The following is a 16,270-nucleotide window of genomic DNA, read 5'->3' as shown; positions in this document are numbered from 1 at the left end:
AAAATGCAAAGAAATAACAATCAAGCGAGCATGGTGCTTGATTCACAGTTACAAGCACAGGCGGAAAGAGAGATTACGCTTAAAAGCGAACGGGTCATAAAAGATCCATTTCGATTACATTATCACATCATGCCACCTGTAGGTCTGTTAAATGATCCAAATGGTTTTGTGTATTTTAAAGGAAACTATCATTTGTTTTTTCAATGGAATCCGTTTGCTACAGACCATACGAGTAAATTTTGGGGGCATATGACTTCTCCTAATCTGGTCGAATGGGAGTGGCAACCGATAGCCTTGACCCCTAGTGAGTGGTTTGATAAAGATGGTTGTTACTCGGGTTCAGCAATCGAACATAAAGGGAGATTATATCTTTTTTATACTGGAAACGTACGTAATACACAAGGGGAGAGAGAATCTTATCAATGTTTAGCTGTGTCAGATGATGGCATTCATTTTGAGAAGCGAGGTCCATTGTTTGATGTTCCGACTGGATATACTGCGCATTTTCGAGATCCGAAAATTTGGAAAGAAGAAAATCAGTGGTATCTTGTGATTGGTGCTCAAACAGAAGATTTAGGTGGTTGTGCATTATTATATTATTCCAGTAATTTAGTAGATTGGGAGCTTAAAGGTGAAGTAAAGGATCCAACTCAAGATTACTCAAAATTTGGTTACATGTGGGAATGTCCAGATCTTATTTCCTTTCAACATCAAGATGCCCTATTGTTTTCACCACAAGGAATGAAGGCGGAAGGATTTAAATATCAAAACATTTATCAAACAGGCTATCTACTAGGAGATTTAAATAGAGAGAATGGTTGTTTTAAACATGGTTCTTTTGAAGAAATAGATGGTGGTTTTGACTTTTACGCACCACAAACTACATTAGATCAAACAGGTCGGAGAATTTTATTTGGTTGGATGGGATTACCAGATGAAAGTGAAGCACATCACCCAACCAAGGCATATCATTGGATTCATGCAATGACTATTCCTCGTGAGCTTGCATTGCATGGCCATAAGATTTACCAACGTCCCGTAGAAGAGCTAAAGCAATTAAGAAATGAAAAAGTAGTGGAGAAATCGGAGACAATTAGTAACGGTGAAATAAATTATCTACCCCAAAATGCTGAGGCTATGGAGATATGTTTTCAGGTAAAGCAGTTCGAGGGAGAGGCTATCATTTTAAGATTTGATCAAAATACGACCCTGTATTTTGATAGCGCTGAGCAAACATTAACTTTAACACGTGCTAATTTCAGAACAAAGCAAAAGGAGTCTCGCACAACCAAACTACAATCATTAAAAGATTTGCATATATTCCTTGATACATCATCGATTGAAATATTTATTAATCAAGGAGAAAAAGTATTTACTGCAAGATTGTTTGAAGAATCTTTAACCCGTCATTTAGCTATGGAAGTAACAGGCTCACTTGAATATCATTTTAGAGGATGGAAATTAAATAAAGTTTTAAATTAGGAAGAAAGCAGATAGATTAGTTATCTGCTTTTTTTATTTCATTTTGTAATTACTAACCTATTTTTGGTCATTTAACGATTTCCGTTATGAAACGGAAAAACAATACATGGTAATGAAAACGCTTGTAAAATACAATGAGATTATAATTAAGAAATATAAATTATAAAAAGGAGGAGATAAAATGATGAAAATTCTATTAGCTTGTTCAGCTGGAATGTCCACAAGCCTTTTAGTGTCTAAAATGGAAGAAGAAGCAAAAACACGCGGGATAAGTGTTGACATCTGGGCTGTCGCACAAGATAAAGCGCCATCAGAAATGGAGCATGCAGATGTACTTTTAATTGGTCCTCAAATGCGCTTCTTAAAGAAGAAATTTGAAAAAAGAGCCGAAGAAGTAGGAATTCAACTTGATGTGATTGATCCTATAGCATATGGACGTATTGATGGGAAAGCAGTTTTAGATAGAGCTTTATCATTATCGGGTGAATAAATAGAATGTTTAATATTTTATATCCACACATGTAAGTCGGACCGTATTATTTCGTTTAAAAAATATAAAGGAGGACGAATTGCATGAATCGATTTATGGAAGTATTAGAAAATGTGTTAATGCCAGTAGCAGATAAGTTAAATAATAATCGTTATTTAACTGCATTACGAAATGGTTTTATGGTTGCTTTACCTTTAATCATTTTTGGTTCAATCTTTGTTGTAATCGCTAACTTACCATTTTTAGACCGTTTATTAGGTGAAGAAGGTTATGCAACGTATCAGAATGCCCTAGGCCCTGCGTCTGCTGCAACTCTAAGTATTATGGGACTATTTGTTATTATAGGTATCGGTTATAAAATGGTTGAGCAACGTGGTGGAGAGGCTATCTATGGCGGTGTAGTAGCTATTGCATCCTTCTTAGTGTTAACGCCACAAGTAGTAGAAGATGTATCAGGAGGTATTCCTACTTCTGTATTAGGTGCTCAGGGGATGTTTTTAGGAATTTTTACTGCTTTTTTTGCAGCAGAAATTTATCAATATTTTGTAAAACGAAATTGGACAATTAAAATGCCTAGTGGTGTACCAAGTGCTGTATCACGTTCATTTAGCGCATTAATTCCTATTACTATGACTTTAACAATTTTCTTAGCTGTACGCATTATTTTTAGTTATACATCATTCGAGACAGTGCAAAATTTTATTTACACCATTATTCAAGAACCATTAACCGTTTTGGGGAGTGGATTACCAGCGACAATAATTGCGGTGTTGTTGATACAGGTGTTTTGGTTCTTTGGTTTACACGGGCAAATTATTATTAACTCTGTATTCGATCCAATCTGGTATGCATTAAATGACCAAAACCTTGCAGCTTTTCAAGCTGGTGCAGAACTCCCAAACATTGTAACAAAGCAATTTATTGACACATTTATTGTAGGTATTGGTGGGTCAGGTATGACTTTAGCCGTAGTTATTGGTATTTTTGTTATTGGTAAGAGTCGTCAATTAAAAGAGTTAGGAAAGCTCGGTGGCCCTGCTGGAATCTTTAATGTTAACGAACCAATTATTTTCGGTTTACCAATTATAATGAATCCTTTAGTTATTATTCCATGGTTGTTAGCTCCGGTTATAGTCGCCTTGGTAACATATTTCTCAATGGCAACAGGTATTGTTCCAAAACCGGCTGGGGTGATTGTTCCATGGACAACACCACCATTTTTAAGTGGAATTCTAGCAACAGGTAATAATATTATGGGAGGGGTTTTACAATTATTCAATATGTTAATTGTATTCATTATTTGGTGGCCTTTTCTCAAAATTATGGATAAACAATACTATGAAAATGAGAATAAAGCAGCTTAATTAAAATATTAGATAGAATGATACGTATTTCCTAACTATTTAAGTAGGAAATACGTATTCATTTAATAATATATAACAGGGGAGACAACAATATGGAGAGCACAATTACAGAAATTGCATTTCAAATTATACTTTATGCTGGGAATGGCAAATCAAGTGCAATGGAAGCGATTCAAGAAGCAAAAGAACGAAATTTTGAAGAAGCAGATCGTTTGATTGAAGCAGCTGGTGTAGAATTAGGAAAAGCCCATGGCTATCAAACAAAGCTATTGCAAGAAGAAGCAAATGGTGAAGGTTCTTCTGTAAACATTATTTTAGTTCACTCCCAAGATCATTTAATGACAGCGATGACTGTAAGAGATCTTGCTATAGAAATAATAGAGATTTATCGGAATAAATAATAAGGAGGACTTAACCATGACGGTAACATACAAATTTCCAGAAGGATTCTGGTGGGGTAGTGCGGCTTCAGCAACACAAACAGAAGGCGGCACAAATGAAGATGGTCGAGGGAAAAATATTTGGGATTATTGGTACGAGTTAGAACCAAACCGCTTCTTTGAAAGTGTTGGCCCCGAAACGACATCTGATTTTTATCATCGCTATAGAGAAGATATTAATAACATGAAAGAAATTGGTCATAATTCTTTTCGTCTATCTATCTCTTGGTCTCGTTTAATACCAGGAGGTGAGGGTGAAGTAAATGAAAAAGCAGTTACGTTCTACAACCAGGTTATTGATGAACTAATAAACAATGATATTGAACCATTTGTTAATTTATTTCACTTTGATATGCCAATTGAGTTACAAGAAAAAGGTGGATGGGAAAATCGTGAAGTAGTAAATGCTTATGTGGAATATGCACGTACAAGTTTTAAATTATTTGGAGATCGCGTGAAGAAATGGTTTACTTTCAATGAGCCAATTGTACCTGTTGAAGGTGGATATTTATATGATTTTCATTACCCTAATATTGTGAATGCAAAAAAGGCATTTCAAGTAGCTTACAATACTATGATAGCTCATGCTAAAGCGGTTAAAGTCTATCATGACAATCAAGATGGAAAAATTGGTATTATTTTAAACTTAACCCCTTCTTATCCTAGGAGCGAGAATTCAGCAGATCTAAAAGCTGCTCATATTTGTGATTTATTCTTTAATCGAAGTTTTTTAGACCCAGCAGTTAAAGGTGAATATCCAGTGGATTTAATTCACTTATTAGAAGAGTACGGGCAATTACCCACTACTGAAAAAGGTGATAAACAGTTATTGAAAAATAATATTGTTGACATCTTAGGGGTGAATTACTACCAGCCTCGTCGTGTAAAGGCAAAAGGTAATTTGCCAAATCCATATAGTCCGTTTATGCCTGATTGGTTTTTTGATAATTATGAGATGCCTGGTCGTAAGATGAATCCTTATCGTGGGTGGGAGATCTATGAAAAAGGCATTTATGATATTATGATTAATTTAAGAGATAATTATAGTAATATTGAATCGTTTATATCAGAAAATGGTATGGGTGTTCAAAATGAGGATCGTTTTATTAAAAATGGACGAATTGAAGATGATTACCGTATTGATTTTATAAAAGATCATTTAAAATGGTTACATCAAGCTATTGAAGAAGGATGTAATGCAAAAGGGTATCATTTATGGACATTCATGGATAACTGGTCATGGATGAACGCATATAAAAATAGATATGGGTTCTTTTCTGTTAATATTGAAACAAAAGAACGTACGGCCAAGAAAAGTGCTTCATGGTTTGCGGAAGTATCAAAAAATAATGGTTTTCATGCTTAACCGTTTTAACAGTACTATTAGAAAACGTAGCTGACCAATAGGCTACGTTTTTCCTAGTAATAGAAAGTATGTAATGACCATGAACTGCATTATATTTCCATGATTTTTTTGATAATATGATATCATCTATAAGTGGATGGGCAGAATGTAAAGGGGATGATGAATTGAGCTCCCGGATTAGGCGGATTTTACGCGAATTAATGGCTACAGATATGCCGATAACAAGTGAATATTTGGCCGGCGTTATTCAAGTAACTTCACGTACAATTAGAGAGGATATTAAAATTCTCGATCATTCATTGCACATGAATGGTGCCAAAATTCGTTCTACTAGAGGTACTGGATATAAATTAATTGTTGAAGATGATCAGTTGTTCCGAGCTTATCTGCAAAGCTTTGTGGAACAAGAAAAAGTAGAAAAACTGGTTGTACCCGATTCTCCAGATGAGCGGGTTAAATATTTAACTCGACGATTCTTATTAGCAGAGAGTTATCTAAAGCTAGATGATCTTTGTGATGAAATGCATGTTAGCAAATCGACTATTCAAAATGATTTGCGACAAGTCAAAAAAGTATTGAATCATTACGACATTTATTTAGATACACGACCCAATTATGGGTTGAAAGTAAAAGGTAGTGAAGTGAAATTACGTTTTGCCTTATCAGAATATGTTTTTGATCGACAAGTAAACGTAGTGAAAGCAATTTGGCAAGAACAGTTATCTTCTCTTATTCCAGGTGAAAATTTAAAGGAGATTTGGAATGTAATTTTAGATCAAATTAAAGAAAATGGGATTACACTATCTGATATTGCTATAAATAATTTATTTGTTCACATTGTTATAGCATACAAACGTATTAGAAATGGTCATCACGTATCTTTATATAAAAAAGAGTTAAATGAAATAATTCATAAAAAAGAGTATCAAGTAGCTGGAGAAATTGTTAAAAGGACTGAAAGTATACTAAACGTTAATTTCCCGAAAGTAGAAGTTGCTTATATTGCTATTCATTTATTAGGAACAAAAATGATTACACAGACGAATTTGACTGAAAAAGAAATAAGCCAAGTGATTGAAGAAGAAATTTACCAATTAACTATGGACGCCTTAGAAGCGATCGAGGAAAAACTACATTTAGGTATACGACATGATAAGGAGTTAATCATAGGTCTTGGTTTGCATTTGAAGCCAACGATAAATCGCTATAAATATGGAATGAATGTAAGAAACCCGATGATTGATGCTATTAAATCGAATTATCCACTTGCTTTTGATGCCGCAATTGTAGCAGGAAGAGTACTGGAAAATAAAATAAACGTTTCTATTGACGAGAATGAAGTGGGATATATTGCACTTCATATAGGTGCGGCAATGGAGCGGCATAAGCTGCAAAATGCACCTAAAACCTGTATGATTGTTTGTGCATCAGGTTTAGGAAGTGCCCAATTAATAAAGTACAAATTGAAATCTGAACTTGGAGATAAATTAGATGTATTGGGCACAACGGAATACTATAATATACAAAAGATTCCTTTTGAAAAAATAGATTTTATCATTAGTTCTGTACCTATAAATGAAAGGCTCCCAGTACCTGTCATTGAGGTGAATACCATTTTAGGCGATAGGGATTTAAATAAAATTGAGTCTGTAATTAATAAAGATTCAAATCATATATTTGAATATGTTAAAAAAGATTTAGTATTTCTTAATAAATCTTTTCAAACACGTGATGAAGTATTAACTTTTTTAGTTAGTCAGTTAAGGTATAAGAATTTAGTACCGAAAGATTATTTAAATCTGGTGTACGAAAGAGAAGCGATAGCACCTACTGCTTATGGTAACCTAGTTGCCATTCCGCACCCAGTTACAGCCCAAACTGACCAAACATTCTTAACTTTATGTACATTAGAAAAACCAATTGATTGGGTTGATAAAAGAGTGCAATTTGTGTGTTTATTAAATATTGCTAAGAATAGTCAAGAAAATTTACAAAGTATGTTTGAGATGTTAGGTACAATGATTGAGAATACTCATTTAATCAATCGCTTAACCAAATGTACAAGCTATCAAGAATTTGTTGGTATTTTGATGGAATAACAGTATTTTAAATTATACAATTCAAAACCCTATAACCAATTATTATGCGGTTTTGAACATATAATTTAGTAAAGTGATGTTAGGTCTTTTTTGGGAAGTGTCAGTTTGAGTGTAATTTGCTTTAAAAGAGGGAATATATACAAAAGTAAAATACTTGGAGGGATAGAGTTTATGATTACATTAAGAAAAATCAAAGATCAACCACATACGATCACTAATCCAAAAGGTGTAAAATCAATAGCGGCTTCATCCGGAAGTGACATAGAAGGATACAGTCCAGTAGATTATCTAGCCAGTGGAGTTAGCTTTTGCATGGGCCTAACCTTAGATGCATTGATCAAACGTGATGAACTTCCGATTGAGTCATATGAAATTAAAGTAGACGTAACAAAAGCAGAAGGAAGACCATCACGATTAGAGAAGCTAGATGTGGAGATCACTTTCGATACGGAGCTTGAAGAAAAAGTAAAGGATAAATTAATTCGTTCAGCCAAAAGAGGTTGCACAATAGGTAATACAATAGAACACGGTGCCGAAGTAAATGTTATAGCAAAATAACAAGTAAGAAAAGACTGCATGTCAAGGTAATGAGATGCAGTCTTTTTTTATTTGATCATTTTTTTAAAATATTAGTTTTAAAAAAATCAGAATTTTTATAAAATAACAGTTGTATAAACATACATATTAAAGTATAATAATTAACTACCATTAGAAACGAGATAGGAGTGCTATTGAAGATGAATGTAGCTATAATAGGTGGTTCTGGTTATGGGTCTGCAGAGTTATCACGCTTGTTAAATATACATCCATATGCAGAGTTAACGACAATTATTTCTCATTCGAAAGCTGGAACAGACTTTTCAACGGTTTATCCACATATGAATGACATTATTACACTCACGATGGAACAACTTAATATAGAAAAATTAGCTGAAACAGTTGAACTTGTGTTTTTTGCAACACCTTCAAATATTAGTAAAGATATGATTCCGGATTTCTTAGAAGCTGGTCTTATTTGTATTGATTTATCTGGAGATTTTCGTTTGAAGTCACCTACTATTTATCAACAATGGTACCAAGCGGAAGCTGCTGCTCAAGCTTATTTAGATCAGGCTGTTTATGGGCTTAGCGAAATCTTTTCAGACAAAATACAATCAGCCAAATTGCTTGCCAATCCTGGTTGTTATCCTACCGCCGCGCTACTTGGTTTAATACCAGCTGTACAGCAAGGATGGATCGATACAAACAGTATTATTATTGATGGTAAAACAGGGGTGTCTGGTGCAGGGCGCGGGCTTTCTTTAAATGTTCATTTCTCTGAGATGAATGAAAATATCAAAGCATATAAGCTCGGGGAACACAAACATGTTCCAGAAATAGAACAGACGCTTCAGTCATTTGTACAAGAAGAAGTGAAGATAACTTTTACACCGCATATCGTACCGATGACTAGAGGGATTATGGTTACTTGTTATGCGAATTTAAATGAGAAAGTAGATCAAGAAACAGTAAAATCATTTTATCAAACATTCTATCAAGATCATCCGTTTATCCGACTTCGATCAGAGCTTGCCTTACCTGCAACGAAAGAAGTATACGGAAGTAATTACTGTGATATAGCAGTGCATGTCGATGAGCGAACCAATCGATTAACTGTTATTGCAGTAATTGATAATTTAGTAAAAGGTGCATCTGGCCAAGCGATCCAAAATATGAATGTGATGTGTGGATGGGATGAAACAACTGGGTTAAACCATGCTCCTATCTATCCTTAATATACAGAGAGGATGAGACGATGAGTCATTTAATGGCATTAAATAAAATTAAAATAATAGAGGACGGAGATGTTACTTCTCCAAAGGGGTTTTTAGCAGGTGGTTTACATTGTGGCTTACGCAAGAAGAAATATGATCTTGGTTGGTTATATTCAGTGAAGCCGGCGACTGCAGCGGGTGTGTATACAACCAACTTATTTCAAGCAGCTCCATTAAAGGTAACACAAGAGAGCATCGCAAAAGGTCATAGCTTGCAGGCGGTTGTAGTTAATTCGGGAATTGCCAACGCATGTACTGGTGAAGAGGGATTAGCAAATGCGTATGAAATGAGACAATTACTTGCAGATAAATTCGATATTCCACTACATGAAGCAGCCGTTGCATCTACTGGTTTAATTGGAGAACAGCTACCTATGAAAAAAATCCGTTCTGGTATTGACCAAATAAACCAGCAAGAAAGTAAACAAACGAATGCTTTTGAAACAGCTATTTTAACAACTGATACAAAAGAGAAAAAGGTAGCCGTTTCTGTGGAGATAGACGGAAAAACAGTCACAATAGGTGGCGCAGCAAAAGGATCAGGAATGATTAATCCGAATATGGCAACGATGCTAGCCTTTATTACTACGGATGCTAACGTAGAAACGGAGTCATTAGATCAAGCATTGAAACAACATACAAAACAATCATTTAACATGATTACAGTAGATGGAGACACAAGTACAAATGATATGGTGTTAGTGCTTGCAAATGGAATGGCGGACAATCAATTGCTAAATTATGATCATCCAGAGTGGCAGATTTTCTTGGAGGGATTGTACAAAGTGTGTGAGATACTTGCCAAGGAAATAGCGCGAGATGGGGAAGGTGCAAGTAAGCTAGTAGAGGTACATGTAGCAGGAGCGACTACAAATGAAGCGGCACAAGTGATTGGTAAAAAAATAATTGCATCAAACTTAGTGAAAACAGCAATACATGGCTCAGATCCAAACTGGGGACGAATTGTAACAGCAATTGGATATAGTGGACAAATATTAAACCCAGATGATGTTTGTGTTTCATTAGGAGAAATTGATGTAGTAACAAATGGTATGCCTGTTTTATTTAATGAACAGCAAGCGAAGGATTATTTAGCTAAAGATACGGTCACGATTTATACAAAAGTAGGTCATGGCTTAGGAGAAGCAACTGCTTGGGGATGCGATTTATCTTACGAATACGTCAGAATAAATGCTTCGTATCGCACATAGGAGATGAAAAGATGGAATATTTGGTGATTAAATGTGGTGGAAGTATTGTTAAACAATTAACAGAAGACTTTTATAAAAATGTTGTGCGATTACAGAAAGAGAAACAAATTACTCCGATTATTGTTCATGGTGGTGGACCGATGATCACCACTTATTTGAAGCAAATGGATGTAACTACGACGTTTGTTGATGGCTTGCGAGTCACTACTAATGAGGTTTTAGATGTAGTAGAGATGGTATTAAGTGGGGCTATTAATAAGCAGATTGTAAGAAAGTTAAACAATCAGGGAGCCAAAGCAATTGGTATGAGTGGAATTGATGGCAACTTATTTGAAGCTGTTCCAGTGAAAAATGCCGATCGTATTGGTTATGTTGGAAATATTAAAAAAGTGAATGCAGAAGTAGTCGAAGCCATGATAGAACAAAATTATATTCCGGTAATTTCTCCCATTGCATTAGGAGAGAACAATCAAAGATACAATATCAATGCAGATATTGCTGCGTCAGCTGTAGCACAAGCACTGCAAGCGAAATTATGCTTTATTAGTGATATTCCAGGTATTTTAATCGAGAAAGATGGTAAGAAGCATATACTTCACGAGACGGATGAACAAGAAATTGAACAGCTCATCCAGACAAAAGTTATTTACGGTGGAATGATCCCAAAAGTTAGAGCAGCTTTAATGGCGTTAGAAAAAAATGTGCCACAAGTAAGTATAGTTAACGGAATAAAGCCAGATACGTTAATTGACTTTATCGATGGAAAGAAAGTAGGAACAATGATTCAATTAAAGGAGGTTTCTCATGCCTAACCTTATAAACGAACAGATCCATTCATCTGTCATGCCAACCTATAATCGCTTTCCTATTACATTGAAAAAAGGAAAGGGAAGTTACGTATGGGATCAAGAAGACCAATCGTTTCTTGATTATACCTCAGGCATCGCAACATGTAACTTAGGGCATGTTCCGCCAACGGTTAAGTCAGCACTAGAAGGTCAATTAAATGAGCTGTGGCATTGTTCCAATCTCTATACTATTCCCTCACAAGAGATGCTCGCTAAAGAGTTAACAGATCACACAATATTTGATCAAGTCTTTTTTTGTAATAGTGGTGCAGAAGCGAATGAAGCGGCGATTAAGTTAGCCAGGCGCTATGCACAAGAAATAAAACAAACAAACAAGTATGAGGTTGTAACGTTTAACCAATCATTTCATGGTCGGACCTTAGCGACTCTTGCAGCCACGGGTCAAGCGAAAATTCAATCTGGTTTTCAACCTTTAATGCCAGGATTCAGGTATTTACCTTATAATGATAAAGAGGCATTAAAAGATCTTGTTCGACCAGAAACATGTGCTGTCTTATTAGAGTTAGTGCAAGGGGAAGGTGGAGTAATACCAGCAGATTTTTCATGGGTACAAGAGCTAGTACGATTATGTAAGGAAAACAATGTATTAGTTATGATTGATGAAATACAGACGGGAATAGGTAGAACTGGCTCCCTTTTTGCTTATGAAAAGTATCAGATTGAACCAGATGTCATTAGTGTTGCAAAAGGATTAGGATCAGGTTTCCCAATTGGAGCGGTTTTAGCAAAAGATTATGTAGCGAAAGCTTTTCAGCCAGGCTCACATGGAAGTACATTTGGAGGGAATCCATTAGCAACGACGGCAGGCCTAGCAACGATACAAACCATGATGAATACAGAACTGTTAACAGAATTGGAAGCTAAAATTGCCTATTTATGGGCTGGTTTAGAGGACTTGGCTAACCAGTCATCAGAAATATTGCAGTTAAGAGGAAGAGGCTTTTTAATCGGAATAGAAGTAAAAGGTAAAGCAATCGATTATGTCAATAAAGCGAGAGATGAGCACCAATTATTGCTGTTGGCTGCTGGAGAAAGCGTCATTCGTATCTTACCACCATTAATCACAACTAAACTCGAGATGGATTTAGCTTTAAACAAGCTAGCGGCAATATTCGTTCAAGCAACTAGTTGACAAAAAATAACTTGATCGATATAATTGCTTGAGTAAATGGACGAGTTCCGTTTTATATAAGCGAGAGGTTCTTAGCTACAAACCCTCTATAAAAAACTAAGGACATATGACGTGATCAAGCCATATCCTTAGGAATGGCTTTTTTTGTGGATAATTTTAAAGAGATAGAAGGAGGCTACCACAATGGCAGGAAGAAAAGATGAAGATTTGCAGGATCTGTCCTTATTAGGCAGTCAAGGAACAGATTATCGATTTGATTATGCACCAGAAGTACTTGAAACCTTTGATAATAAACACCCAAATCGTGACTACTTTGTGAAACTAAACTGTCCTGAATTCACAACACTTTGTCCGAAAACGAGACAACCTGACTTTGGTACAGTTTATATTAGTTATATACCAGGTGAAAAGATGGTTGAAAGTAAATCATTAAAACTATATTTGTTCAGTTTTCGTAATCATGGTGATTTTCACGAGGATAGTATGAATATCATTATGAACGATCTTATTGATTTAATGGATCCTCGTTATATTGAAGTTTGGGGTAAATTCACGCCAAGAGGTGGAATTTCCATTGATCCATACTGTAACTATGGAAAGCCAGGAACTAAATTTGAAGAAATAGCTACACACCGTCTAATGAATCACGATATGTACCCTGAGAAGATTGACAATCGCTAATGAGGGTTAGCGCAAAGAATCTCCTTTTCCATCCATAAAAAAGGAGAATGTATAATGTTTATTTATTTAAATGGCTTATTTGTAGGACTATTGATTTTATCAAATATTATAGCTGTAAAATTAATTACGATTGGGGACTTCGTTTTACCTGGAGCCGCAATCGTATATGTTGTAACCTATTTAATCACAGATGTAATTGGTGAGGTTTACGGTAAAAACGCAGCCATGAAGACAGTTCGCGCTGGATTTATCACTCAAATCGTTGCTTTACTCTTCATATTTGCGTCTATCCATTTACCTGCTGCTTCTGCATTTAGTATGCAGGCTGAGTTTGAAATGATATTAGGTGGAAGCTTCCGTGTGATGTTTGCTAGCTTACTTGCTTACTTAGTAAGTCAGCATATAGATGTTGCGATTTTTCATAAATTAAAACAACGTCATGGGGATAAAAAATTGTGGTTGCGTAACAATTTATCAACCGTATCTAGTCAGCTACTAGATACAAGTATCTTTATTGTTGTTGCATTTATTGGAGTTGTCCCAACGAATGTATTAATAGGTATGATCGTAACACAATACATCTTTAAGTTTATTGTAGCGATTATAGATACACCTATAACTTACTTGCTTGTTCGAATTGCTAGAAAAGAACAAAGCAAACTAGAAAAAGCGAACACTGATAAAGGCAGCACAGTTATACCTGCTAATAGTTAGACTATAAATGACCGAATGATAATGAATCGTGATTATCATTCGGTCATTTTGTTTTCTATGACAAAATAGTGAAATAGTTCGTATAGGTTATTTATGAGTGATATGATATTAGTTGCAAATGTATATCTTACCATTGTTTGTGTTCATCTATGTCATGTAGGGTATAAATAAGAAAAGCAATATAAAAAATACACGCAAGGAGGATTATCGTGGCAAATACATTCCGAGCATATCAGTTAACAAAAAAAGAAGAGAAAGTAGTAGGAGTAGTGCAAGAGCTAACGATAGATGATTTACCAGAGGGAGAAGTCTTAATTAAAGTACACTATTCAAGCATTAACTATAAAGATGCAATGGCGAATACAGACAATAGCGCCATTGTAAAAAAATACCCATTTATCCCAGGGATTGACCTGGTTGGTGAAGTAGTGGAATCAGCAGATGATCAATTTGAAGAAGGTGATCGTGTTATTGCGACAAGCTATGATATTGGCGTCTCTCATGATGGTGGTTTTAGTGATTATGCAAGAGTCTCTTCTGCATGGGTACTTCCATTACCAGAAGGTTTAACAATGAAAGAAGCGATGTTATATGGAACTGCTGGATTAACTGCAGCTCTTTCAGTAGACCGTTTAGAACGCAATGGACTAACCCCGGAGCAAGGGAAAGTACTTGTTACCGGAGCGACAGGTGGAGTAGGTAGTTTTGCGATTGCGATGCTTGCACAAAGAGGCTATGATGTTACCGCTAGTTCCGGAAAGGAAGAGGCTGTAGATTTTCTAAAATCAATTGGTGCAAGTGAAGTAATTGGAAGAGATGCGGTGTATGAGGAGAAAGTTCGTGCACTAGATAAGCAACAATGGAGTGCTGCTGTTGATCCCGTTGGTGGACAAACATTAGCTTCTATTTTAAGTAAATTAAACTATGATGGAGCTGTTGCTGTAAGTGGTTTAACAGGTGGGATAAAGGTCCTGACCTCAGTCTATCCATTTATATTACGAGGTGTTAGCTTGTTAGGTGTCGATTCTGTATATACACCAATGAGCAAAAGAAAAGAGATTTGGAACCGTATGGCAACAGACCTAAAGCCAGCAGCAAATATATTAGATACGATCTTGCATAAAGAAATTACATTAGATCAATTATCAGAAGTATTACCAACCTTACTTGAAGGAAAGTCGCTAGGGCGTATTATTGTAAGTTTGCAGTAAGTTGTTATTTATTATGTGGAAGAGGTGATTACATGTCACAAGTAGCTGATCTGGCTAATGCAATAAAAAAGTCGAATAGAATCACCTTTTTAACTGGTGCTGGTGTATCGACCGCTAGTGGCATTCCTGACTTTAGATCGACCAATGGGTTATGGACGGAAGATCAATCACGTGAATATTATATTTCTCGTCATTATTTTATGAAGAATCCTACAGATTTTTGGTTGAAGTTTAAAGATATCTTTCGAATTAAATTACTTAAAAATTATCAGCCAAATAAAGTCCATCGGTTTTTAAAAGAGTTAGAGGATCAAGGAAAGGAAGTAACGATTGTTACACAAAATGTGGATGGACTACATGAACAGGCTGGTAATCAACATGTGTTAGAGTATCACGGTAATTTAAATACTGCAACTTGTCCTGTGTGTGGCACATCGTATGGGTTGAATGATTTATTAAAGTCAGATGTTCCGGTGTGTAAACAAGAGGGTTGTGGAGATATATTAAAGCCAGATGTTGTTCTGTTTGGTGATCCAATCACACTTCACGAGGAAGCAGAACAGGCAATCAAGCAAAGTGATCTGGTTGTTGTACTAGGAACATCTTTATTAGTCACGCCATTTAGTTTATTACCATACACTGCTGCTGGATCCGGTATATCGTTAGCTTTAATTAATAGAGAGCCTACGCCGATGGATACGGCATTTAATTGGATTATCCATGAAGACCTCCTTAGTACAATCGAGAAAATAAAGCAAGCTATCTAAAGTGAAACTGCAATCAGTGGGGGTTATCCCTCACCTATTATTAGTAGAACCAATCAGGCTGTTGCAGACAGTTACACTGTGAGAAAAACTCATACATCTGGAGTTTCGGCTACGGAAATATACTACGCATTCCTGAGGGACAACCTTAGCTAATTTTCAGAAGAAAAAAGCTTCTGAAAATGGATCTTCGGTTTGTCCTGTTCCTCAAGGAGTCTTCGTATATTTCCTTCGCCTTTATTCAGTTATATACTGTTGCTATCTTCATATAATCTTTAAAGGAAAGTTTGAAATCCCAATGTCATAATACTATAAAGGGATATATGGCATAGAATATCGTGTTTCGGATAGGCTCTAGTTGAATAATGGTACGATTTTAAGCATATCCATCATAAATGACAAAGTCGGCTATGGAAATAGACGAAGACTCCTGTGGGAATAGCGCACGCTGAAGATCAACTCAGCAATACGTTTGTTGCTTTGCTGAGTTAGCTGAAGCCGTGCCCCATAGCCGTCAAGTTAAGCAAAATGGTTTAAATCCTAAAGAATTATTCGTTATTCTTGAATTAAATCAAGATAATTCGGAGGGGTTTTTTCATGGCTAAGTACAATGATTTTCATTTATTTGCAAAA

General features: G+C 35.7%; 15 protein-coding genes and 1 riboswitch. All 15 genes read left to right on the top strand.

The features are described from left to right. The first annotated feature begins 3 nt into the window (after positions 1–3). On the top strand, positions 4–1,482 hold the full coding sequence (locus tag HP569_RS11880) for a glycoside hydrolase family 32 protein (protein WP_182201394.1): 1,479 nt from the start codon (positions 4–6) through the stop codon (positions 1,480–1,482). Positions 1,483–1,663: 181 nt separating this feature from the next. Continuing rightward, positions 1,664–1,972 carry a PTS sugar transporter subunit IIB gene (locus HP569_RS11875; protein WP_182201393.1) on the top strand — a complete coding sequence of 103 codons (309 nt, stop codon included), beginning with the start codon at positions 1,664–1,666 and terminating at the stop codon, positions 1,970–1,972. An 83-nt stretch (positions 1,973–2,055) separates the two neighbouring features. Further along, the gene (gene celB, locus HP569_RS11870; RefSeq protein WP_182201392.1) at positions 2,056–3,336 is read left to right on the top strand and encodes a PTS cellobiose transporter subunit IIC; all 1,281 of its coding nucleotides are present in this window, start codon (positions 2,056–2,058) and stop codon (positions 3,334–3,336) included. Positions 3,337–3,428: 92 nt separating this feature from the next. Then, the gene (locus HP569_RS11865; protein WP_182201391.1) at positions 3,429–3,737 is read left to right on the top strand and encodes a PTS sugar transporter subunit IIA; all 309 of its coding nucleotides are present in this window, start codon (positions 3,429–3,431) and stop codon (positions 3,735–3,737) included. Between the two features lie 16 nt (positions 3,738–3,753). Beyond that, positions 3,754–5,142, top strand: coding sequence for a glycoside hydrolase family 1 protein (locus HP569_RS11860; protein ID WP_182201390.1), 1,389 nt, complete (start codon positions 3,754–3,756; stop codon positions 5,140–5,142). A gap of 116 nt (positions 5,143–5,258) precedes the next feature. Beyond that, on the top strand, positions 5,259–7,241 hold the full coding sequence (locus tag HP569_RS11855; RefSeq protein ID WP_182201389.1) for a BglG family transcription antiterminator: 1,983 nt from the start codon (positions 5,259–5,261) through the stop codon (positions 7,239–7,241). 171 nt (positions 7,242–7,412) lie between these two features. Then, entirely contained in the window at positions 7,413–7,799 is a 387-nt protein-coding gene (locus HP569_RS11850) for an OsmC family protein (protein WP_182201388.1), read from the top strand. Between the two features lie 179 nt (positions 7,800–7,978). Further along, complete coding sequence (gene argC, locus HP569_RS11845) at positions 7,979–9,016, top strand: N-acetyl-gamma-glutamyl-phosphate reductase (RefSeq protein WP_182201387.1); 1,038 nt, start codon at positions 7,979–7,981, stop codon at positions 9,014–9,016. Positions 9,017–9,036: 20 nt separating this feature from the next. After that, positions 9,037–10,266, top strand: a complete 1,230-nt coding sequence (gene argJ, locus HP569_RS11840) for a bifunctional ornithine acetyltransferase/N-acetylglutamate synthase (RefSeq protein ID WP_182201386.1) — start codon at positions 9,037–9,039, stop codon at positions 10,264–10,266. Positions 10,267–10,277: 11 nt separating this feature from the next. Beyond that, a complete protein-coding gene (gene argB, locus HP569_RS11835) occupies positions 10,278–11,078 on the top strand; it encodes an acetylglutamate kinase (protein ID WP_182201385.1) in 801 nt (266 codons plus the stop codon). Further along, complete coding sequence (locus HP569_RS11830) at positions 11,071–12,267, top strand: aspartate aminotransferase family protein (protein WP_182201384.1); 1,197 nt, start codon at positions 11,071–11,073, stop codon at positions 12,265–12,267. Before argB ends, HP569_RS11830 begins: the two co-directional genes overlap by 8 nt. 58 nt (positions 12,268–12,325) lie before the next feature. Continuing rightward, a riboswitch (PreQ1 riboswitch) is annotated at positions 12,326–12,373 on the top strand. A gap of 77 nt (positions 12,374–12,450) precedes the next feature. Further along, positions 12,451–12,948 carry a preQ(1) synthase gene (gene queF / locus HP569_RS11825; RefSeq protein WP_182201383.1) on the top strand — a complete coding sequence of 166 codons (498 nt, stop codon included), beginning with the start codon at positions 12,451–12,453 and terminating at the stop codon, positions 12,946–12,948. A 54-nt stretch (positions 12,949–13,002) separates the two neighbouring features. Continuing rightward, positions 13,003–13,662, top strand: a complete 660-nt coding sequence (locus HP569_RS11820; RefSeq protein WP_182201382.1) for a queuosine precursor transporter — start codon at positions 13,003–13,005, stop codon at positions 13,660–13,662. Positions 13,663–13,871: 209 nt separating this feature from the next. Beyond that, positions 13,872–14,873: an acrylyl-CoA reductase family protein gene (locus HP569_RS11815; protein WP_182201381.1), complete on the top strand. Its 1,002-nt coding sequence runs from the start codon at positions 13,872–13,874 to the stop codon at positions 14,871–14,873. A gap of 32 nt (positions 14,874–14,905) precedes the next feature. Beyond that, a complete protein-coding gene (locus tag HP569_RS11810; RefSeq protein WP_182201380.1) occupies positions 14,906–15,640 on the top strand; it encodes an NAD-dependent protein deacylase in 735 nt (244 codons plus the stop codon). The last annotated feature ends 630 nt before the right edge of the window (positions 15,641–16,270 follow it).

It is taken from the genome of Paraliobacillus salinarum (assembly GCF_014083865.1).
Classification (GTDB): domain Bacteria; phylum Bacillota; class Bacilli; order Bacillales; family Amphibacillaceae; genus Paraliobacillus; species Paraliobacillus salinarum.
This window is presented reverse-complemented; position numbering and strand designations above follow the sequence as displayed.